Origin of the sequence: Campylobacter porcelli (assembly GCF_002139855.1) — a bacterium.
Taxonomy (GTDB): Bacteria; Campylobacterota; Campylobacteria; order Campylobacterales; family Campylobacteraceae; genus Campylobacter; species Campylobacter porcelli.
The window spans coordinates 1,374,843-1,395,396 of record NZ_CP018789.1 but is presented as its reverse complement, the minus strand read 5'-3'; the positions used below and the strand labels follow the sequence as shown (position 1 = coordinate 1,395,396).

General features: G+C 34.9%; 21 protein-coding genes. 20 read left to right on the top strand and 1 reads right to left on the bottom strand.

The genetic code is table 11. The features are described 5' to 3' along the window. The 5 genes from plsY to CSUIS_RS07030 all read left to right on the top strand — a co-directional run bounded on the left by plsY (window position 1) and on the right by CSUIS_RS07030 (window position 4,418). On the top strand, window positions 1-618 hold the full coding sequence (gene plsY, locus CSUIS_RS07050) for a glycerol-3-phosphate 1-O-acyltransferase PlsY (protein WP_086242473.1): 618 nt from the start codon (window positions 1-3) through the stop codon (window positions 616-618). Then, window positions 615-932: a dihydroneopterin aldolase gene (locus CSUIS_RS07045; RefSeq protein ID WP_086242474.1), complete on the top strand. Its 318-nt coding sequence runs from the start codon at window positions 615-617 to the stop codon at window positions 930-932. Before plsY ends, CSUIS_RS07045 begins: the two co-directional genes overlap by 4 nt. An 81-nt stretch (window positions 933-1,013) precedes the next feature. After that, the gene (hsrA, locus tag CSUIS_RS07040; RefSeq protein WP_086237400.1) at window positions 1,014-1,685 is read left to right on the top strand and encodes a homeostatic response regulator transcription factor HsrA; all 672 of its coding nucleotides are present in this window, start codon (window positions 1,014-1,016) and stop codon (window positions 1,683-1,685) included. A 38-nt stretch (window positions 1,686-1,723) separates the two neighbouring features. Further along, on the top strand, window positions 1,724-2,935 hold the full coding sequence (locus CSUIS_RS07035; RefSeq protein ID WP_192940177.1) for a sensor histidine kinase: 1,212 nt from the start codon (window positions 1,724-1,726) through the stop codon (window positions 2,933-2,935). A gap of 10 nt (window positions 2,936-2,945) precedes the next feature. Continuing rightward, window positions 2,946-4,418: a Ppx/GppA phosphatase family protein gene (locus CSUIS_RS07030; protein ID WP_086242475.1), complete on the top strand. Its 1,473-nt coding sequence runs from the start codon at window positions 2,946-2,948 to the stop codon at window positions 4,416-4,418. A gap of 27 nt (window positions 4,419-4,445) precedes the next feature. Here CSUIS_RS07030 and bamA read toward each other — a convergent pair whose 3' ends face one another. Then, window positions 4,446-6,716: an outer membrane protein assembly factor BamA gene (gene bamA, locus CSUIS_RS07025; RefSeq protein WP_086298222.1), complete on the bottom strand. Its 2,271-nt coding sequence runs from the start codon at window positions 6,714-6,716 to the stop codon at window positions 4,446-4,448. A 124-nt stretch (window positions 6,717-6,840) separates the two neighbouring features. On the opposite strand from bamA, the gene CSUIS_RS07020 reads away from it, so the two are divergent. The 15 genes from CSUIS_RS07020 (at window position 6,841) to CSUIS_RS06950 (ending at window position 20,533) form a co-directional block, all read left to right on the top strand. Next, entirely contained in the window at window positions 6,841-7,671 is an 831-nt protein-coding gene (locus tag CSUIS_RS07020; protein ID WP_086237403.1) for a prephenate dehydrogenase, read from the top strand. Window positions 7,672-7,734: 63 nt separating this feature from the next. After that, entirely contained in the window at window positions 7,735-9,084 is a 1,350-nt protein-coding gene (pgp6, locus tag CSUIS_RS07015; RefSeq protein ID WP_236860779.1) for a peptidoglycan metallopeptidase Pgp6, read from the top strand. Window positions 9,085-9,102: 18 nt separating this feature from the next. Continuing rightward, window positions 9,103-9,987: a UDP-3-O-acyl-N-acetylglucosamine deacetylase gene (gene lpxC / locus CSUIS_RS07010; protein WP_086298220.1), complete on the top strand. Its 885-nt coding sequence runs from the start codon at window positions 9,103-9,105 to the stop codon at window positions 9,985-9,987. A gap of 14 nt (window positions 9,988-10,001) precedes the next feature. Beyond that, on the top strand, window positions 10,002-10,430 hold the full coding sequence (locus CSUIS_RS07005; RefSeq protein WP_236845298.1) for a glycoprotease: 429 nt from the start codon (window positions 10,002-10,004) through the stop codon (window positions 10,428-10,430). A gap of 9 nt (window positions 10,431-10,439) precedes the next feature. Further along, the gene (gene thrB, locus CSUIS_RS07000) at window positions 10,440-11,321 is read left to right on the top strand and encodes a homoserine kinase (protein WP_086237405.1); all 882 of its coding nucleotides are present in this window, start codon (window positions 10,440-10,442) and stop codon (window positions 11,319-11,321) included. Between the two features lie 25 nt (window positions 11,322-11,346). After that, the gene (locus CSUIS_RS06995) at window positions 11,347-11,589 is read left to right on the top strand and encodes a YlxR family protein (protein WP_201789982.1); all 243 of its coding nucleotides are present in this window, start codon (window positions 11,347-11,349) and stop codon (window positions 11,587-11,589) included. Then, on the top strand, window positions 11,576-14,089 hold the full coding sequence (gene infB / locus CSUIS_RS06990; RefSeq protein WP_086298218.1) for a translation initiation factor IF-2: 2,514 nt from the start codon (window positions 11,576-11,578) through the stop codon (window positions 14,087-14,089). Before CSUIS_RS06995 ends, infB begins: the two co-directional genes overlap by 14 nt. Next, window positions 14,086-14,454, top strand: a complete 369-nt coding sequence (gene rbfA, locus CSUIS_RS06985; protein WP_086237407.1) for a 30S ribosome-binding factor RbfA — start codon at window positions 14,086-14,088, stop codon at window positions 14,452-14,454. Before infB ends, rbfA begins: the two co-directional genes overlap by 4 nt. Beyond that, window positions 14,451-14,876: a ribosome maturation factor RimP gene (gene rimP, locus CSUIS_RS06980; RefSeq protein WP_086298216.1), complete on the top strand. Its 426-nt coding sequence runs from the start codon at window positions 14,451-14,453 to the stop codon at window positions 14,874-14,876. The genes rbfA and rimP overlap by 4 nt, the downstream gene beginning before the upstream one ends. A 2-nt stretch (window positions 14,877-14,878) precedes the next feature. Then, window positions 14,879-15,886: a bifunctional diaminohydroxyphosphoribosylaminopyrimidine deaminase/5-amino-6-(5-phosphoribosylamino)uracil reductase RibD gene (gene ribD, locus CSUIS_RS06975; protein ID WP_086298215.1), complete on the top strand. Its 1,008-nt coding sequence runs from the start codon at window positions 14,879-14,881 to the stop codon at window positions 15,884-15,886. 9 nt (window positions 15,887-15,895) lie between these two features. Continuing rightward, complete coding sequence (locus CSUIS_RS06970) at window positions 15,896-16,420, top strand: LOG family protein (protein ID WP_086298213.1); 525 nt, start codon at window positions 15,896-15,898, stop codon at window positions 16,418-16,420. Window positions 16,421-16,477: 57 nt separating this feature from the next. Next, window positions 16,478-16,864 carry a cupin domain-containing protein gene (locus CSUIS_RS06965; RefSeq protein WP_086298209.1) on the top strand — a complete coding sequence of 129 codons (387 nt, stop codon included), beginning with the start codon at window positions 16,478-16,480 and terminating at the stop codon, window positions 16,862-16,864. A 220-nt stretch (window positions 16,865-17,084) separates the two neighbouring features. Next, the gene (gene mnmA / locus CSUIS_RS06960) at window positions 17,085-18,101 is read left to right on the top strand and encodes a tRNA 2-thiouridine(34) synthase MnmA (RefSeq protein ID WP_086298206.1); all 1,017 of its coding nucleotides are present in this window, start codon (window positions 17,085-17,087) and stop codon (window positions 18,099-18,101) included. A gap of 439 nt (window positions 18,102-18,540) precedes the next feature. Continuing rightward, window positions 18,541-20,139, top strand: a complete 1,599-nt coding sequence (locus tag CSUIS_RS06955; RefSeq protein WP_086298203.1) for a flagellin B — start codon at window positions 18,541-18,543, stop codon at window positions 20,137-20,139. A 70-nt stretch (window positions 20,140-20,209) separates the two neighbouring features. After that, window positions 20,210-20,533, top strand: a complete 324-nt coding sequence (locus CSUIS_RS06950; RefSeq protein WP_086242483.1) for a hypothetical protein — start codon at window positions 20,210-20,212, stop codon at window positions 20,531-20,533. Window positions 20,534-20,554: the final 21 nt, after the last annotated feature.

The following is a 20,554-nucleotide window of genomic DNA, read 5'->3' as shown; positions in this document are numbered from 1 at the left end:
ATGAATGAGAATTTAATAGCCTATTTATTGGCTTATTTAATTGGGGCGGTGCCTTTTGGACTGCTTTTTGGACTGCTTTTTGGTGGTGTAAATATCAAAAAAAGCGGTAGTAAGAGCATAGGCGCGACAAATGTTTTAAGAGTGATAAAGCAAGATAACCCAACTTTAGCTAAAAAGCTTGCTATTTTGACTATTATTTGTGATGCTCTAAAGGGGATATTGCCGATTTTAATAGGGCAATTTGTATTTAATCTTGATATTTCTACTCTTTGGGCGATGGGGGTTTTGGCTGTTGTGGGCCACTGCTTTTCGCCTTATTTGATGTTTGAAGGTGGCAAGGGGATTGCTACTGGGGCTGGAGTTTTGGCATATTTTTTACCAGTTGAGCTTATAATCGCAGTTACTGTATGGTTTATAACTGGTAAAGTGCTTAAAATATCTAGCTTAGCCTCGCTTTTTGCCCTACTAGCTATGGTGGTTTCATCATTTATATTGCATTATGATATGCCACATATCAATACTCATGCTCCAGTTTTGATAATTGCGTTTGTAGTGGTTTATAAGCATTTGCCAAATATTAAGCGTCTTCTTAGCGGTGCTGAAAGTAAGGTTATTTGATTAGCGTTTTTGTTGATGAGCTTGAATTTGATACTATAATTGGTCTTTTGGATTTTGAAAGAGTAAGTTTACAAAAGATCTGCGTTAGTATGGAATTTCAAGCTAGTGAATTTGTGGATTATGCAGTTGTTTGTAAGATTACCCAAGAAGAGTTTAACCATCAAAAATTTTATAAGGTAGAAGATGCGCTTGAGTATTTTTCTACTAAATTTAAAGACCTTTATCCTACTTTAAAAAAATTTTATATGAAAATTTCAAAGATTAATATCATTTCAAATGCTGTAGTCGGAGCAAAAATAGTAAAGAATTATTAAAAATTGTTTAAATTTTCTTGAATTTTGGCTTAAATTTTGCTATAATTTCGCATTAAATTTTTTACTTTTAAGGAAAAGCTAATGAGAATTTTGATAGTAGAAGATGAGACAACGCTAGGTAAAACTATAGCTGAAGGCTTACAGGAGTTTGGTTATCAAACAGATAATTCAGAAAATTTTAATGACGCAGAGTATTTCATCGGTATTCGCAATTACGATCTTGTGCTTAGTGATCTTATGCTTCCAGATGGAGATGGTATTGATTTAATCAATGTTATTAAACAAAAATCTCCACGCACATCTGTGGTGATCATCTCAGCAAAAGATGATAAAGAGAGTGAAATCAAAGCATTTAAAGCTGGCGCTGATGACTATATCAAAAAGCCTTTTGATTTTGATATTTTAGTTGCTAGATTAGAAGCAAGACTTCGCTTTGGCGGGACAAATGTGATTAAAATAGACGACCTTACCATAGATCCAGATGAGGAAAAGATCACATATCAAGGAACAGAGATCGAGCTTAAAGGAAAGCCATTTGAGGTATTAACTCATCTAGCTAGACATAGCGATCAAATTGTGAGTAAAGAGCAGCTTTTGGATGCTATTTGGGAGGAGCCAGAGCTTGTAACTCCAAATGTAATTGAGGTAGCAATAAATCAAATTCGCCAAAAAATGGATAAACCGCTAAATATTTCGACAATAGAAACAGTAAGACGCCGCGGATATAGATTTTGTTTTCCCAAAAAAGCTTAAGAGCTAAATTCGCTCTGCAATTAGCATCTGCTTCTACGATGCTAATTGTCATATTTTCGGTAATGCTTTATCACTATATCAAGATTACAATTTTTGAAAATGTAGTTCAAAGCCTAACACTTGAGGCTAAAAATATTTCAGCAAGATTAGATATCTTTAGTCTAGAGTATAAAAATAAAAATTTTGATCTTATAGAGATTGTGCCTAATGATAGCAATCTAACTAGAGCTGAATTTATCACTACAAAAGATGATAATGCCACCTATCTTACTTTGTATTATCCATATCAAAGTCATCTTTTAATACTTACAAAAGATACTAGCGAGTATAGTTTGATTGTGGAGCAAATTTTGGTTGATATTTTGATTATTAATGCAACGGCGATATTCTTAATACTATTTTATGCTCTATTTTTATCTAGAATGCTACTTGCTCCACTCCGCTCTTTTTGCTTAAAGCTTGGAGAGTTAAATGAGAGATTTTTACAAGAGGTGGAGACTAGTGAATTGCCGATTGAATTTAAGCCTTTAGACGATGGGGTAAATAGGCTAATTGGCAGAATTTTGACATTTGTTCAGTATCAAAAAGAGCTTTTTATAGGAGTTGCGCATGAGCTTAAGACGCCACTTTCTGTGATGAAAACTAAAAATGAAGTTACGCTAATTAAAGAAAGAGACACTCAAAAATATATTGAAACGCTAAAAAATAATAATGAAGCCATCAATCAGATGAATAAGATGATTAGCTCTATTTTAGAAATTGGTAGGCAAGAGGGTGCACAGTTTGAGCAGCCGGTGATGACTGATATGATAGCTTATATTAATGAAATTGGCAATAACTTCTTGATTCTTGCAAAGGGCGATGATAAAAATATTAAGATGAGTTTAAGACCGCATAGTTTAAGGATAATGATTCAGCCTACTCTATTTTTACATGTATTGCAAAATTTTGTCCAAAATGCTATTAAATTCTCTCCAAAAGGAGCTACTATTGATATAAATTCTACGCTGATTAATGGGGAATTTATAGTTAAAGTGATTGATGAGGGCATAGGAATTGATGAGAGTAAGGATCTATTTGCGCCATTTAAGCGTTATGGCAATAGCAGTGGTGCTGGATTAGGGCTATTTCTAGCTAAGGGTGCTGCTCAGGCTCTTGGTGGTAATATAGAGCTTCGAAATCGCACAGATAGAAGTGGGACTATAGCTACATTTATCTTGCCAATTAGAAATAATAAGTATAAAAAATAAAAGAGATTTAATGTCAAAAAGAGTTGCAGTCATCGATTTGGGATCAAATTCAGCTAGAATGGCTATATTTGAGCGGACAAGTAGGCTTGGATTTTTCATACTTCGTGAGTATAAGGTTAAGGTTAGACTAGGGGAAGGTGCATATGAAAAAGGCGGAGTCTTACAAGATGAGGCTATGAGTAATGTCTTAAATGCTTTTAGGGAATTTAAATATTTTTTAAATATTTATAAGGTTAGCAAGATTTTATGCACTGGCACATCGGCCCTAAGAGACGCACCAAATTCAAATACATTTATAAATTTAGTAAAAAGAGAATTAGGCTTTAATCTACGCGTGATAAGTGGCGATATGGAGGCATTTTATGGCGGTATAGCTGCTTTGAATTTGCTTAGTCCGCTTGATGAGGCTACTACTATTGATATTGGCGGTGGCTCGACAGAGCTTGCTAAAATTAGTAATGGTAGGATTGTTGATCTTATATCTTTAGATGTGGGTACAGTAAGGCTTAAGGAGCTATTTTTTGATAAAGATGATATAGACGGGGCTTTGAGATTTACCCAAGATATAATTAATAAAATTCCACCGCATTTTGCTAGTAGGGATTTGATCGCTATAGGTGGAAGTCTAAGGGCGATATCTAGCTCAATTATGCAGCTACAAAATCATCAAATCAGATTAGTTCATAATTTTACCTATAAGTATAGTGATTACGCAAATTTAATTAGTAAAATAGCTACCGATAAAGAGCTGGATTTAAAGAGCATAGCCATTAAAAAAGATCGCTTTGATACCATTAGACAAGGTGCGATGATATTTTCTAATGCGGCTAAAATTTTAAAAGCTAAGACGATTTATACAAGTGGAGTAGGGATTAGAGAGGGTGTCTTTTTAGTTAATTTGCTTGGTCCAAATTTAAAATCTAAAGATTTAATCAAGATGCCTCAAGAGCATAAAATAGCTTTCCCAAAAGGTTTTAATCCAAGTCTTAGAAGTATTCAAGATAGATTTGCTAAACGAGATAATAGCACAACTACAAGGCACGCAAAGGCTCTATTTGAGGTTTTAGCCCCACTCCATAAGCTAAAACCGAGCTATTTAAATGAGCTTATAGTAGCCTCAAAGCTTTATAATATTGGGCGAAGTATTGGATTTTATTCAGAAAATGCCCATAGTGGGTATTTGGTTAAAAATGCGTTGAATTACGGCTACACTCACCAGCAAAAGGCCTTGATAGCTGCTATGATAGAGTATCAAGGCAAGGCTATAAACACTCTGGGAGAAAATTTACTTCCAGATATTGATACCCTTAGGTGGCTTAGCTTTTTGCTTGGTCTTGCTGGTGCTTTGAGTTTAAGTCCAAATATAAGCTTTGATTTCTTTTCTAACACGCTATATATAAAAGGTGCAAAAAATTTCTTTATGTTAAAAGATGAGATAAGAAAGTTGATTAAACCAGCGATTTTTGCTATTTCGTTTGAGTAGATTGAATTTGGCTAGAGCCAAATTCAACTAAAATCTCCTACCGATTGTAAATTCAAAGCTACTAGTATCATCTCCTTGTTTATCATCAAGAGCTTGAGCGTAGAATAGTTGTAGCGGCCCAATAGGCGTCATCCACTCTATCCCAGCCCCTGCACTAGAGCGCTTAATCTCATTTATATCGCTGTGACCTATCATACCATAATCATAAAATAAAACCCCACGCATTTTAAGGCGATTGATTATAGGAAAGCTTAGCTCAAATGAGTTATTAAAGCTGATTTTACCGCCAGTTTCTATGATTTTACAACCAGGTATTATCCCGCCACTATTTGATTTAGGATTACAAATATTTTTCTTAGGAGTAACAGATCTGCTATCGTAGCCTCTAATAGAGTTAATTCCACCTAAAAATAGCTTTTCGTTGATTGGAAGCTTGGAGCTATCATCATTAAATATATATCCAAATCCAGATTTATATCTAAAGATAAGATCCATATTTATATAATCTTGCAAGCCTTGATATATGTTAAATGTAGTTCTATTTTTAAAAAATTCCATATCTCCACCAAGCCCAGCATACTCTAGGCTAGTTGAAGCGATTATACCACTTCTTGGGATATAGTAATCATCTGTGTTATTAAATGATATGCTTGGAGTTATCGCACTTTTTATATTTATACCATTTTTGTATCCAGCATCTCTGTAAAATTCATCTAGTCCATCTATTTGGCTACGCTCTATTTGATAGCTTATATATGCATTGATGTATCTACCAATTTGCCTACCAGCTACGATATTAGCACCATAATTTCGCTCATCATACTCATCCCAGTTGTAATCATTAGCAAATATCCCTCCACCAAGGCTATATAAAGAGTCATTAACTCTTGGATTGGTTAAATTTATATTTCCGCTTAAGGTATCATCACTCTTATCTACCATAATGCTACCTTTATATCCAGTCCCAAAGATATTTGAGTCGCTCACTCCAGCATTTAATAAAAGCCCATCGCTACTTCCATATCCTATACCACCAACTATACTACCTGTATTCGTCTCTTTAACTGCTACTTCTAAATCTATTTGATCTTTGCTTACTCTTTTTTCTATTATTTGGACATCTTCGAAATATCCAGTTCGCTTAAGTGCATTTTTAGAATCCATTAAGTCAGTTTTATTATATAAATTTCCTTCAGTTAGGTATAATTCACGCCTAATAATGCGATCTGCTGTTCGGTCATTTCCACTGATTACAACCTCTCTTATATATACCTTTTCTTCAGGAATCACCTCATAGATTATATCTGCTGTATAGTCGCTATTTTTATTTGTTCTTGGATAGACTTTTGCATAAGCAAAACCTTTATTTGCCACTAAATCTTCAAGCTTTTGAGCGTCTAATTTCATCTTGGATGAATTTAAAATATCCCCTTTTTGCAGCTTAAAATCGCTAATTATATTTTCAGTATCAAGCTCTAAAAATTCAGGAGCATTAATTGAGATATTACCAGTTTTATAAATTTCACCCTCGCTAATATAATATGAGAGATCAGCCTTATAATTATCAAAATGGGTATTTAGGCTAGGTGCCGATACGATCGCATCTAAATAGCCCTTCTTTGAATACTCATCTTGGATTTTTTCGCTATCACTTGGGAGCTCATAAATTTTTGCTTTACCATCGTTTAATCCCCACATCCAGCCCATAAATTCACGGCTTTTATTTGCTACTACTGGTTCTATATCTGAGTAATCTAAAGCATTAGAGCCGATTAAATGGACATTTTCAATGGTAATATTCTCACCACGATTGACTATTAGAGTTATGTGAAGTGAGTTTTCATTCTCATTAATTGGAGATATATCTGTAGTTACTACGGTATCAAAATACCCACGAGCTTCATAGAATTGGCGAATTCTAATCTTAGTATTGTTTAGGGCAAACTCATCATACATTTGACCTTTTTTAATATCAATGATCTGCTCAATTGCCTTTTGGTCATTTGTAACAACGCCATTTATATCTATTTTTGCAATTACTGGCTTTTCTGTTAAATTTACTACGACATTACCATCATTTTCTTCTATATATATATTTTGAAAATAACCTTGTTTGTATAAATTTATAATAGCTCTATTGGCAATTTCATCGCTGAATTCACTACCAACCTTAAGTCCGCTAATCTCAGAGGCACTCTCATCTGATAGGTGTAAAAGACCATTAAATTTAACACTTTGGATTGGCATAGCATTTATCGAAGTGGCTATAATAAAGCTTGAAAGTATTGCTTTTTTCATATAAATTTACCTATTTATAAAATTATCGCCAAAATAGTATCATAAATTGATAAACATTTGAATTATTAAGTAGTATTTTTGGCTAAATTTGATATAATTCTGGGCTAAAAATCAAGGAAGTATTATGAATGTGGGTATTATTGGACTTGGGCTTATTGGTGGCTCTTTGGGTCTAGCCTTAAAAGATATGAAGTTAATCTCCAAAGTAAGTGGCTATGATCTAAATAAAGATAATGAAAAGGACGCCTTAGATCTAGGATTAGTAGATGAGATAATTAGCTTTGAGAGTATGAAAAAGAGCTGTGATATGATATTTTTAGCCATTCCAGTTGAGGCAATTATCAAGGTAATGCAAAATTTAAAAGATATACCATCAAGCACTACAATTGTAGATTTAGGATCTACAAAGGCTGAGATTCTCCGCTCGTGTCCGCTTGAAATTCGTAATAATTTTGTAGCGGCTCATCCGATGGCAGGGACTGAAAACTCAGGGCCAAAATCAGCTTTTAAAACCTTATTAAATGGTGCTGTGGTCGTGGTTTGCGATGATAAAAATGCTAGTGAATTTCATGTTAAAAGAGCTGTGGAGATCTTAAGCCATGCTGGAATGAAAATAGTATTTATGGATTCAAAAAGCCACGATCATCATGTAGGCATAATCTCTCATCTTCCCCATGTCATTAGCTATAGTTTGGTAAATTCAACCTTAAAAGAGGAGGATAAGCGAAATATCTTGCTTTTAGCTGGCGGGAGTTTTAGCGGTATGGCAAGGATAGCAAAATCCAATCCACAAATGTGGAGCGATATTTTCAAACAAAATAAAGATAATCTTTTGAGTGCAATTACCTCTTTTAAAAATGAGCTTGAAATTTGTGAAAATATGATTAAAAATGAGAAGTGGAATGAGCTAAAAGGGTGGATGGAAACCGCAAGTGGCTTAAGAGAGATATTATAAAATACCATTTATTGAATTTTTTTAGGTAGAATTCAAGCGTTTATTTAAATTTAAGGATAAAGCGTGAGAGACTCAAAGATTAAAACTTTTATATTTACTATCATTTTTATCGGATTGATATTTGGCGTTATAGGTCTGTTTAACTCCGATTCTATGGATAATCAAGCACCAACCATATCTATAAGCGATGAAATTTACTGGAATCAAAAAAGTCCAATTGATCTAAACATATCAGACAACTCATCTTTACAATCAATTAAGGCTATAATATCAGATTCTAATACATCTATTGTGATTTTAGATAAAAAAATTGATGAGCCAAAAAGTAGCTTGGAGCTGAGTTTAGAGCTACCAAAGGGTATGATTTTACAAAGAGATAAAAGCTATAAGCTCACCATTGAGGCTAGGGATTTTAGTCTATTTGGTGCAAATGTAGCCTCAAAGAGCGTGGATTTAATAATTGATAATAAAAATCCACAAATTCAAATAATAAATCAATCATATAAGATTACTAAAGGCGGCTCAGCCGTTGTAGTTTTTAAGGCTACTGATGAAAATTTACAAAATTTATATATAGAGAGCGATGGGTATATTTTTAAACCAACCAAATTTGTAAAAGATGGATATTGGGCGTCGCTTGTAGCGTGGGATATACAAAATCCAAATTTTAAAGCTAGGATTGTAGCTATAGATAAAGCTGGAAATAAAGCTGTATCAAATATCGGATTTTACCTACAAGATCGCAAATATAAAGAGTCAAGAATTACTTTAAGTGATAAATTTTTAGATGGCAAGATAGATGAGTTAGCTAGTCAATATGCAAAAAATTACTCCCAGCTTGATAGATTAGCAAAATTTAAATTTGTCAATGAAACGCTAAGAGCCTCAAATGAGGATATTATCCGCAAGGTTACTTCTACTGTGCCTGAAGAGATGATAGATAGCTTTTATATAGAGCCATTTTATCCGCTTAGAAATGGTGCTGCTGTAGCGAGCTTTGGCGATCATAGATTTTTTATTTATGATAATCAAGAAGTAAGCCAAAGCTGGCATATGGGGCTTGATCTAGCTAGCACGGCTATGGCTGTGATGACTACTAATAACCCTGCATTTGTGGCTTTTAATGATTTAAATGGAATATATGGAGAGAATATAATTTTATATCATGGATTTGGACTTTATACGCTTTATGGCCATTGTAATGAAACATCAGTAAAAGCTGGAGAGCATATCGGTCCAAAGCATATAATAGGCAAAACCGGAACAACCGGTCTAGCCTTAGGCGATCACTTGCATTTTGGGGTTTTAGTCCAAGGTATTGAGGTAAGACCTGAGGAGTGGATGGATAAAAAGTGGATGAAAGATAATATATATGATGTATTAAATTCAGCCAAAAAAGCGATAAAAGGTTAATTAAATTTAAGGAATATCGTGAAACAAAGAACTATAGGAAAAAGAGTAGAAGGGGTCGGTATAGGACTTCATAAAGGTGAGCCAATTAAACTAATTTTGGAGCCTTTAGAAGCTGATAGTGGTGTTGTTTTTTATAGAAGTGATAAGGCAACGAGTTTTAAGGCTGAGCCAAGTAGTGTGCTAAATACGCAGATGGCAACGGTAATTGGCAATGATAAAGCTACAGTATCTACTATAGAGCACTTAATGAGTGCGATAAATAGCTATGGAATTGATAATATTAGAATCACCCTTGATGCTAATGAAGTGCCAGTTATGGATGGTAGTGCTATTAGCTTTTGTATGATGCTTGATGAGGCCGGAGTAGTCGAGCTTGAAGCTGATAAAAAAGTAATAGTCGTAAAGCGTGAAGTGGAGGTAAGAGAAGGGGATAAATATGTCAAGCTTGCCCCATCGAGTAATCCTAAATTTCGCTATACGATTAAATTCGAAAATCCAGTAATTGGCTTACAAAGCTACACTTTTGAGTTTAGCAAGGAGAATTTTATAAATCAAATTGCAAGGGCTAGGACATTTGGCTTTTTAAAAGATGTCCAAAAGCTAAATTCAATGGGATTAGCTCTTGGTGGTAGCCTTGATAATGCAGTAGTGATCGATGGTGCTAAGATTTTAAATCCTGAAGGATTGAGATTTGATGATGAGTTTGTCCGCCACAAAATTTTAGATGCGATTGGGGATATTAGTCTGCTTGGATCGCCTATGGTTGGGGATTATGAGGCGTATGCTGGAAGCCATGATCTAAATCACAAGCTAACTTTAGCACTCTTAAGCGATGAGAGAAATTATGAGATAGTAACTCTAAGCCAAGAGGCGCAAAAAGAGTATGAAAAGGCATTTGCATAAAAAAGATTGATATATTGGTAATTTGCCTTAGTTCGCCATTAGTTATTGGTGTATATTTTGAAGGAAATTTGATTGAGAAGATAATCAGCGATGATAAGGCGAGTGAGGCTTTAGGGCAGATTATAAGCGATTTAGATAGTAGGTATGAGATTGATAGGATTATCTATGCTAATGGCCCTGGAAGCTTTATGGGATTAAAGGTTGCTTACCTTACTCTTTGCGTGTTTTGCGTAGTTCGTAATATCAAATTTTATGGTATTGATGGATTTAGCTTAAATGGCTTTAAGCCAATTAGAGCCAATAAAAATATGAGCTTTGTGCTTAAAGATGGTAAGATAAATTTAGAGAAAATCGAGCATTGTGAGCTTGAGCTACCATCAAATTTAGATGGATTTGATTTGATTGTTGATGCGTTGCCAAATTATGTTATAGATGCGGTTTAGGAGATTATGATGAGGATATTTACGCCTGCTACTAGTGCGAATTTAGGCCCTGGATTTGACTCTTTGGGTTTGGCACTGAAGCTTTATAATGAAGTTAGTATCACAGAGCAAAAGATCAGCTCTATTAACATAATAGGCGAAGGAAGCGATAAGATTGCCTTAAAGAAAAATAATACATTTGTAAATATTTTTAATGAGACAATAGCCTTATTAAATGGGAAAAATTTGAATTATAAATTTAATTTTGTTAATAATATTCCATTTTCAAGGGGGCTTGGTAGCTCTAGCTCGGTAATTGTAGGTGCTATTGCTGCGGCGTATCATATGGCTGGATTTAAGGTAGATCGTAGCGTGATCTTAGATAGGGCATTAAAGTATGAAAATCACCCTGATAATATATCACCAGCTGTTTGGGGTGGATTTACTGCTAATATTGTAAGTAACTCATCAGTCTATACCCAAAAGTGCGATATAGATCCAAATTTAAAAGCTGTGGTGGTGATACCAGATGAGCCGATGAATACCAAGCAAAGTCGTGGCAAATTACCTTTAAACTACACAATGAGCGAATGCGTAAGCAATCTTAGCCACGCAGCGTATCTAAGTAGCTGTTTTATTAAAAAAGATTATGATAATTTGCGTGTAGCTAGTATTGATATGATGCACGAAGAGCGTAGAATGAGTGCTTTGCCAGAGCTTTTTAGGGTTAGAGAGATTGCCTATGCTAATGGTGCCTTGATGAGCACACTCTCAGGGAGTGGCTCAAGCTTTCTAAATTTAACTTATCAAGATAGAGCCAAAAATTTAGCTGAAATTTTAGAAAAAGAGTTTCCAAAATTTAAGGTAAAAATTTTGGATATTGATAATGATGGATTTAGCATAAAAAGCTAAAAATAAAGAAAACTAAGATATAATAGTGAGAAAATTTCATAAACCTATTAGAATGTGTGTGGTTTGTAAGGGTAGATTTCATCAAAAAGAGCTTTATAAATTCCGATCATTAAATGGCGAAATAGTAAGAAATTTAGGCAGTGCTAGATCATTTTATATTTGCATAAATTGCATTAATAAAGATCCAAAAGATCTAAAAAAACCACTTGCAAAATTTGGCAAAAATAGTATAAATTTAAAGGAGATAATAGTCAATGGCAAAGATTAGAATTCACGAAATAGCAAAAGAGCTAGGCTCATCATCTAAAAAAATTTTAGAGAAGGCAAAAGAGCTAGGCTTTGCAGTGACTACGGTCTCAAGTGCTGTAAGCCCAGAAGATGCTGCAAAGCTATATGATTATGTCCAATCTGGCATAACCCCAGAGACAAAACCAGCTAAAAAATCCTCTCCAAAGCAACTAGTAAAAGAAGAAGCACCAGCATCTGTAGCTCAAGATGAGTCAGCTAAAATCTCTAAACCGCAGATAAAAGCTAAAGAGCCAGAGCCAAAAGAGCAGACTTTGGCAAATTCAAGTCTAAATAAACGAAGAGGGCTAGTGATTGTCAAAAAGAAAAAAGATGAACAACCACAACCAAAAGATGAAAAACCAAGCTCTTTAGTAGTTAATAATAAAACTTTAGAATCTATGTTTGGCAGTAGCGATGAGAGCTTAAAAAAGAAGAAAAAAGATAAAAAGCAGTTTCAAGCAACCAAGAAAGAGAGCTCATCAAAGCTTGATTTAATGGGGCTTAGCGAATTTGGTGATGATATTGTAATTGATGATGAGAATGTGGTTGTATTGCCTGATTTGACTCTAAAACCAATCGAAGTAGAGAGACAATCAACTACCAAAAAGCCATTAAATATCTATAAACAATCGCAAAATAGTGGATTTAATTTTGAAGGCGGAATTCAAAGAAGTAGCCGTAAAAAGCATAAAAAAGTGGTAAAAGATAGCCAAAATGAGAGCGTAACAAGCGTAGATATACCAAAAGAGATTAGGGTATATGAATTTGCTGATAAGATTAAAAAATCCCCAAGCGAGATTATCAGTAAGCTATTTATGCTTGGTAAAATGACTACTAAAAATGATTTTTTAGAAGAAGATGAGATTGAGATTTTGGGTGCTGAGTTTGATATTGAGATTAATATCGTAGATACTCAAGGGGAATTTGACTATGTCAAAGCCTATGAAGATGGCGATGATACGCATTTTGAGCCTAGGGCGCCTGTGGTTACTATTATGGGGCATGTCGATCATGGTAAGACAAGTTTGCTTGATTATATCCAAAATTCCAGAGTAGCAAGTGAAGAAGCTGGTGGCATCACTCAGCATGTTGGTGCTTATATGGTGGAAAAAAATGGCAAAAATATAACCTTTATAGATACTCCAGGGCATGAGGCATTTACGGCTATGCGTGCTAGGGGTGCTAGTGTTACTGATATTGTTATTATCGTAGTTGCCGCTGATGATGGTGTAAAACCACAAACCAAAGAGGCTATAGCTCACGCTAAAGCTGCTGGCGTGCCAATTATCATTGCTATAAATAAAATGGATAAAGAGAGTGCTAATCCTGATTTAGTAAAAACTGGACTTGCTGAGCTTGAGATTATGCCTACAGAGTGGGGTGGTAGTCATGAGTTTGTCCCAGTTTCAGCAAAGACTGGTATGGGTATAGAGGATTTGCTTGAGATAGTGCTTTTACAGGCTGAAATTTTAGAGCTAAAAGCAAACCCAAATAGAGAGGCCAAAGCTACAATTATCGAGAGTTCATTACAAAAGGGTCGAGGTCCAGTAGCTACTGTGATTGTTGAAAACGGCACATTAAAAGTAGGCGATACTATCGTAGCTGGCGTGGCATATGGCAAAGTAAGAGCTTTAAGTGATGATAAGGGTAGAAGCTTAAAGGCTATTAAGCCTGGAGAGTGTGGGGTGCTTATAGGTTTAAGCGAAGTGCCTGAGGCTGGAGAGACGCTAATTAGCGTAAAAAGCGATAAAGAAGCACGAGAATACGCACAGAAAAAATATGAGTATCTACGCCAAAAAGAGCTAAGCAAATCTACAAAGGTTACAATCGATGAATTAAGTGCTAAGATCGCAGAAGGGGAGTTAAAAAACCTACCTGTGATAATCAAAGCCGATGTCCAAGGCTCACTTGAGGCCATTAAAGCAAGTCTTGAGAAGCTTAGAAATGATGAGATTAAGGTTAATATCATACACTCAGGCGTAGGCGGCATAACTCAAAGTGATATATCACTAGCTAGTGCTAGTCAAAATTGCGTTATACTAGGATTTAATATCAGACCAACTGGAGAGATCAAAGAAAAAGCTAAAGAAAAAGGCGTAGAGATCAAAACCTATAATGTAATCTACAATCTTTTAGATGATGTTAAAGCACTATTAAGTGGTCTTATGAGTCCAGTTATCACTGAAGAAGATTTAGGTCAAGCAGTCATTAGACAAGTTATTAATGTTCCAAAAGTCGGTCAAATCGCTGGCTGTATGGTAACTGAAGGCATTATAAGCAGAGGTGCTAAAATTCGTGTTATTCGTGATGGCGTAGTGGTATTTGAAGGCAATATCAGCTCACTAAAACGCTTTAAAGATGATGCTAAAGAGGTTGCTAAAGGCTATGAGTGCGGTGTAGGAATAGAGGGTTATAATGATATGCGCCAGGGAGATTATATCGAAAGCTATAAAGAAGTAGAAAATAGGGCTCAGATATGAATCCAGCTGAGCTAAAAAGACTTCGCACTCAAAGCATATTAAAAGAGTTAATCCCAGAGGCCTTAAGCACTCTTGAAGATGAGTATTTAAAGGGGCTTTGCGTAACTGATGTAGAGTGTAAAAAGGGCAGATATGATGCCTTTGTCTATTTAGATAAGATGGGTTTTGATGAGAAAGAGCAGGCCTATATCCTCTCTCATCTTAAAAAAGTCAGTCGCCATATACAAAATCACTGCATGGCAGTTGAGGGCTGGTATAGGGCTCCAAATTTACATTTTATATTTGATGATAGATTAAAATACCAAAACCATATAGATGCCTTATTTGCTAAGGTTGCAGATGAGTTACAAAAGGGCAAGAAGTGAATTTAGAAGAGTTAGAAAAGTTATTACAAGGTTGTGGTGTATCCCTATATGATACAGAGATAGCAAACGAAAATGGGCGTCAAATTTATAGAGTTTATATAACTAAAAGCGGTGGAGTAAGCTTAGATGATTGCGAAGTAGTTAGTAAGCTTTTATCGCCTATTTATGATGTTATGCCGCCAGTTAGTTGGGATTGGGTTTTAGAAGTTTCTAGCCCAGGGCTTGAGAGAAAACTTAGTAAAATAGATCACTTTGCTAAAAGCATTGGCGAGATGGCAAAGATAACTTTAAATGATAAAAGTCAAATTATTGGTAAAATAACTAGCGTAAATGGCGATGATATAGCACTTAGTAGCGATGAAAGGAGCTTGAGTTTAAATTTTAATGATATTAAAAAAGCCAAAACTTTTATCCAGTGGTAGCCATGAGTGATGAGTTTTATCTATCCTTAGCTATTGATAAAGCGTGGAATTATCAGCTTTTAACCTATCCTAATCCAGCTGTTGGGGCTGTGATTTTAGATGAGAATGGCAAGATTTTATCTATTTGCGCTCATCAAAAAGCAGGGGAGGCTCACGCTGAGCTAAATGCGACTAAAGAGGCCTTAGTGGCTAAAGATTATAGGCTAAAATCGCTTTTTGATACTACAAAAGATCCAAATGAGCTATATAGCCTAATCATTCAAAATCATCAAAATTTACTTCGCAATTCTACTTATTATGTTACGCTAGAGCCTTGCGCTCATCAAGGCAAGACCCCAGCTTGTGCTAATTTACTCCTTGCTGTAGGGGCAAAACGGGTTGTGATTGGCTCAAGGGATTTTGGCGAGCATGCTAAGGGCGGAGCTAAGCTCTTATCGGATAATGGCTTGGAGGTAGTTTATGGAGTTTGCGCTAAGGAGTGCGATGAGCTACTTGAGCCATTTCTTAGGTGGCAAAGTGAGAATTTTACATTTTTTAAAATCGCCTTAACGCAAAACGCGGTAGCAACTGGTGGAGTAATATCAAATTTAGCCAGCCGCACTCATACTCATCAAATTCGCTCTTTAGTTGATCTTATGGTTGTTGGTGGTAATACAGTTCGCACAGACAGACCGATTTTAGATGCTAGATTAGCTAGTGATAAATCTCCAAATATCTTAATATACTCATCTAAAGATAAATTTGATAGTCAAATTCCGCTTTTTAATGTGCCAAACAGGGAGGTTTATATCTCAAATTCATTAGAATTTGCTTTTAAGCAAAGATTTGTAATGGTTGAAGGTGGGGAGAATTTCTTAAAAAATTTGGATTTTAGGATAGATTGGATTTTGATATATCGCTCAAATGAGTTTAAAATTGGTAGTAGTTTGAGTTTAAATTTAAAATTAAAAATTATACATAGAACTACTCTTGATGATGGGGAGTTGCTTTGGTGTAAAAGGGTAAATTGAGGATAATTGATGAAATATATAACAATTTTTGGCTCATCTAGAATTAGCAGTGATAGTGATTATTATAAAAAATCATATGAGATCGCCACTACTCTATCAAAGGCTGGTTATGGCATTATCACTGGCGGTGGTGGCGGTATTATGGAAGCGGCAAATAAAGGGGCATTTGAAGCTAAAGGGGAAAGTATAGGGATAAATGTGATTTTGCCTAATGAACAACGGCTAAATCCATATTGCACCAAATCATTAACTCTAACTAGCCTAAGTGAGCGTAAAAATGCTCTAATCAAAGATAGCTTTGCTTTTATTGTTTTACCTGGTGGATTTGGGACTTTAGATGAGGTTTTTGAGGTGATGACCTTAGCACAAGCTAGGGTAAAAAGATATAAAATTATATTTGTAGATAGTCAATTTTGGTCGCCACTTTTTGAATTTTTTAAGCAGTTGCTAGATGGTGGATTGATAGAGGCTAATAGCGATTTTTATAAATTATTAGATAGTATAGACGATATTCTAAACTTTTTAGATACTTAATAGCAAAGGCAGTGCCATGAATTTGGCTTGAAATATTTGAATTTAAAAGGATTAAAAATGACAAAAATAGGTAAAAATTATAAGATGATCTCATCGCAAAACGCTCCTAGAAGCGAGTTTCACGATGAGTTAAGCTTAACAGGCTGTGAAGTATCCATAAACCACTTAAAAGCTGGAGAGAGTGTGCCTTTTGTCCATTCTCATAAGCAAAATGAAGAAGTTTATGTGGTGATTGAAGGGAGTGGAGTTTTGTATATAGATGGCGAGGAGTTTGAAGTTAGCGCTGGTGATATTTTGCGTATAGATCCAGATGGTAAAAGATGCTTTAAAGCAAGTTCTAATAGCGATTTAAAATATATCTGTATCCAATGTAAAGCTAGTAGCCTAGAGCAATTTAGCGATGGTGATGGCATATTAAATACAGAAAAACCAAGCTGGCTTTAAATCAGTAGATCTCTTGCTTTTAACGCAAGAGATGATCCTAAATCACTCTTTTAAAAATTCACTAAAATCATTATATATACTTAGCAAGGTATACTATAAAATTTACACTAAATTTTATAGTATACTATTTTAATATACTATAAAAGAATTTTTCATTTTATTCTATTGTGTTAATAATTATCTTGTATAATTTGCTAAAAATATTGATAAAAGGATAATCGTGAAAGTTCTAATGGCATTAAGCGGTGGAGTAGATAGTTCAATGAGTGCGAAATTTCTACAAGATCAAGGCTATAGTGTAGTAGGTTGCTATATGATGTTACATGGCAGAGAGGATTATCATAAAAAAAATATTGAAAATGTAAAAAAGGTAGGCGAGTTTTTAGGTATTGATACCCATGTGCTTGATCTGCAAGATACATTTAAAAAAGAGGTTTATGATCTATTTGTAAATTCATATAAAGATGGAATCACCCCAAATCCTTGTGCTCATTGTAATAGGCTTATTAAATTTGGAGCCCTTTGGGAGTTTGCTAAGAGTCTTGGCTGCGATAAGATCGCTACTGGGCACTACGCTAGAATCGATAATGGCTTGATAAAATCAGCAGCCGATGAGAGTAAAGATCAAAGCTATTTTTTAGCCAATTTAGATCCAAAAATTCTATCTTATATAATATTTCCTCTTGGGGATAAATTTAAAGTTGATATAAAAGCCGCCGCTGCTCAAATACCGCAAATATCATCACTAGCTACGCAAAAAGAGAGTAGTGAAATATGCTTTGTTGAAACCACCTATATAGATGTATTAAAACAGCATTATAATACCAATTTACCAGGTATAGTGCGCAATGCAAATGGCGAAGCCATCGGTACGCATGAGGGCTATATGCACTATACGATTGGCAAACGAAAGGGCTTTAAAATCACAGGAGCACACGATCCACACTATGTAACAGCCATCAATGCTAGTGCTAATGAGATTATAGTAGGTAAAAAAGATGATTTAGAGTGCTATAGCTTTAAAACTCGCAATTTTAATAATTTTACGCAACAAAACGATTTTGACGCATTAGTCAAAATCAGATATAGATCTAAGCCGATACCATGTGTAGTCCATGAGAGCAATGGCGTTGCAACTGTGGAGCTAAAAGATAATGCTGGAGCCGTCGCAAGCGGTCAATTGGCAGTCTTTTATGATGATAATCAAAGAGTATTGGCAAGTGGATTTATAGCCTAATCCACTTTTATGCGTTAAATTTCAAAGATTTGCTAGATCACTTTTATTAGGAGTTTATCTCCTAATAATTTTTATCTTTTTACCGGTATGGAAAATAATTCATTTTAAAATATTGCTTGACTTTCTTATTAATATAAATTCACGCTTAGAAATATTAGATAAATTAAATTTAATTATATAAATATTACATTTTAATATCATAGCTAAATCATCTAAAATTTTTTAAATTCCAACTCAATATAAATCTATCGAATTTCCTTAAAATAAGTTAAATTTAATCTTATTTTTATAAAACAGCCTAAAAATTCCAAAATTTAACTAAAAAAATATCAAAATACCCCCCCCCACAATATAAACAAATTTAATATTCTATGCGATATAATAATGTTAGATAATCAAGGATCAAATTTAAGTAGTATTTGGCTTTTAAAGAGCAAAGATGAGTTTTAGGATTAATACCAATATAGCGGCTATGAATGCCCACGCCAACTCTATTGTCAATGATAGGAAGCTTACTAGCTCACTAGGTCGCCTTAGCTCTGGTCTTAGGATACAAAGTGCAGCTGATGACGCTTCAGGGCTAGTTATTGCTGATAATCTAAAGAGCCAAGCAAGCTCTCTAGGTCAAGCCATCTCTAATGGCAATGACGCTATCGGTATAGTCCAAACAGCCGATAAGGCTATGGATGAGCAGATTAAAATCCTTGATACTATTAAAACCAAAGCCATTCAAGCAGCCAATGATAGCCAAAACGCAGACTCAAGAAGAGCTATCCAAAATGATATTTCTAGGCTCGTTGATGAGCTTGATAATATCGCAAATACCACAAGCTTCAATGGTCAAAATCTACTAAATGGCAACTTCTCAAATAAAAATTTTCAAATCGGAGCTAGTAGTAATCAAACAGCTAAGGTAAGTATAGAAAATACCAACTCAAAAGCTATAGGCCACACTCACTATCTATCTACTACGCCAATAGTCCTTGATAATAAAAATTTTGGCACCGCCAAATTCGAAATGACACTAAACGCCGTGCCAAATCATATAAATGGGATTAAATTTGATACTATCTCTGGTCAAGAGATACTAGATAATGGGTTAGGAGTTATCGTTGATAAGATAAATTCTTATAGTGATGAGACTGGGGTAAAGGCTAGTGTGAAGAATGAATTTATTAGTGATGCTAGAATATTCGGAACAACTTTTTTTCCAGGAACTATTTCAAAATTAAGTATAAATGGAGTGGAAATAGGGACAAATATACATTTTAATGTAGGAGATCCATCAAATGTCTTAATAGACGCTATAAATTCTAAAAGCGATATAACTGGAGTTACGGCCTCTAATACTGGAGAGCGTCTATCAATGAGCTCAAGCAATGGTAGGCCAATGCTAATTGAAGTAGGAAGCGTGGATGATGCTAAGGCTATGGGTCTATCAATGAAAGATGGCAATGGGGCAGATAGCACAAGTGTATTGATTCTAGGTGAGTTATACCTACAATCAAACAACGGCTCACCACCATCTTTGGATCTGCAAGAAACTACTGGTAATATAAAAGGTGCTGAAGTTGGTGGCTTAAATGCTAAAGCAGCTGATTTAAAAGATATAATAGGCTCTCAAATAAGAGAACAAGTATCTCTTAGCTTAAGCGATATAGTAAGAAATAAGCTAGATGAGCGTATTTTAAGGGCTATGGGTAAGGTAGAACTATTAAATCCGATTTTGGAGTTGCCAGCTGGGGCAAATACCTATGTAGGCGCTCAAGCTTTGATAGATATATCCTTAAATGCACTTAAGAAACTAGATAAACTAAGAGCAGATCTAGGCTCAGTCCAAAACCAATTAGTAGCTACGATTAATAATATCACAGTTACCCAAGTCAATGTCAAATCAGCTGAAAGCCAGATAAGGGATGTGGATTTTGCTAGTGAGAGTGCGAATTTCTCTAAATTTAATATCCTAGCTCAAAGTGGTAGCTATGCTATGAGCCAAGCTAACGCCGTCCAACAAAATATATTAAGATTGTTACAATAGTTTAAGCTATTTTAATTTCTTGCAATGATACTGTGAATTATTTTCTTATAAACTTTTTTGTCATTAGTCTATGAATGGACGCATCATACCAGCTTCGCATATAGAGGCTCAAAGTGGGGCTATACAAAACGCTAAAAATATCGCCCAGAAAAAAGCAACTGCTACTTGGCGAAATGGTGCGTTTTATGGTAAAATTTTGCCTAAGAATTTTGGACTTCCGCCATATCATTTTAGATGCAAAACTGAGATTGCGCCTGTGTGGATTGATGAAGAGGTGATAGATGGTAAAATCACTAAAAATACAAGCCCAAAAGCAAAAGATGAGCTTTTTAGACATATTGATAGTATGGGTTATGAAAGAGTTGCTAAAAGCGATATTTACACGCACGGATAAAGCGGATATATTAAACCTAGT

Coding starts and splice junctions, on each gene's coding strand:
- plsY (WP_086242473.1), top strand. CDS start 1: ATGAATGAGAATTTAATAGCCTATTTATTGGCTTATTTAATTGGGGCG.
- hsrA (WP_086237400.1), top strand. CDS start 1,014: ATGAGAATTTTGATAGTAGAAGATGAGACAACGCTAGGTAAAACTATA.
- CSUIS_RS07035 (WP_192940177.1), top strand. CDS start 1,724: ATGCTAATTGTCATATTTTCGGTAATGCTTTATCACTATATCAAGATT.
- CSUIS_RS07030 (WP_086242475.1), top strand. CDS start 2,946: ATGTCAAAAAGAGTTGCAGTCATCGATTTGGGATCAAATTCAGCTAGA.
- bamA (WP_086298222.1), bottom strand. CDS start 6,716: ATGAAAAAAGCAATACTTTCAAGCTTTATTATAGCCACTTCGATAAAT.
- CSUIS_RS07020 (WP_086237403.1), top strand. CDS start 6,841: ATGAATGTGGGTATTATTGGACTTGGGCTTATTGGTGGCTCTTTGGGT.
- thrB (WP_086237405.1), top strand. CDS start 10,440: ATGAGGATATTTACGCCTGCTACTAGTGCGAATTTAGGCCCTGGATTT.
- infB (WP_086298218.1), top strand. CDS start 11,576: ATGGCAAAGATTAGAATTCACGAAATAGCAAAAGAGCTAGGCTCATCA.
- rbfA (WP_086237407.1), top strand. CDS start 14,086: ATGAATCCAGCTGAGCTAAAAAGACTTCGCACTCAAAGCATATTAAAA.
- ribD (WP_086298215.1), top strand. CDS start 14,879: ATGAGTGATGAGTTTTATCTATCCTTAGCTATTGATAAAGCGTGGAAT.
- CSUIS_RS06970 (WP_086298213.1), top strand. CDS start 15,896: ATGAAATATATAACAATTTTTGGCTCATCTAGAATTAGCAGTGATAGT.
- CSUIS_RS06965 (WP_086298209.1), top strand. CDS start 16,478: ATGACAAAAATAGGTAAAAATTATAAGATGATCTCATCGCAAAACGCT.
- CSUIS_RS06955 (WP_086298203.1), top strand. CDS start 18,541: ATGAGTTTTAGGATTAATACCAATATAGCGGCTATGAATGCCCACGCC.
- CSUIS_RS06950 (WP_086242483.1), top strand. CDS start 20,210: ATGAATGGACGCATCATACCAGCTTCGCATATAGAGGCTCAAAGTGGG.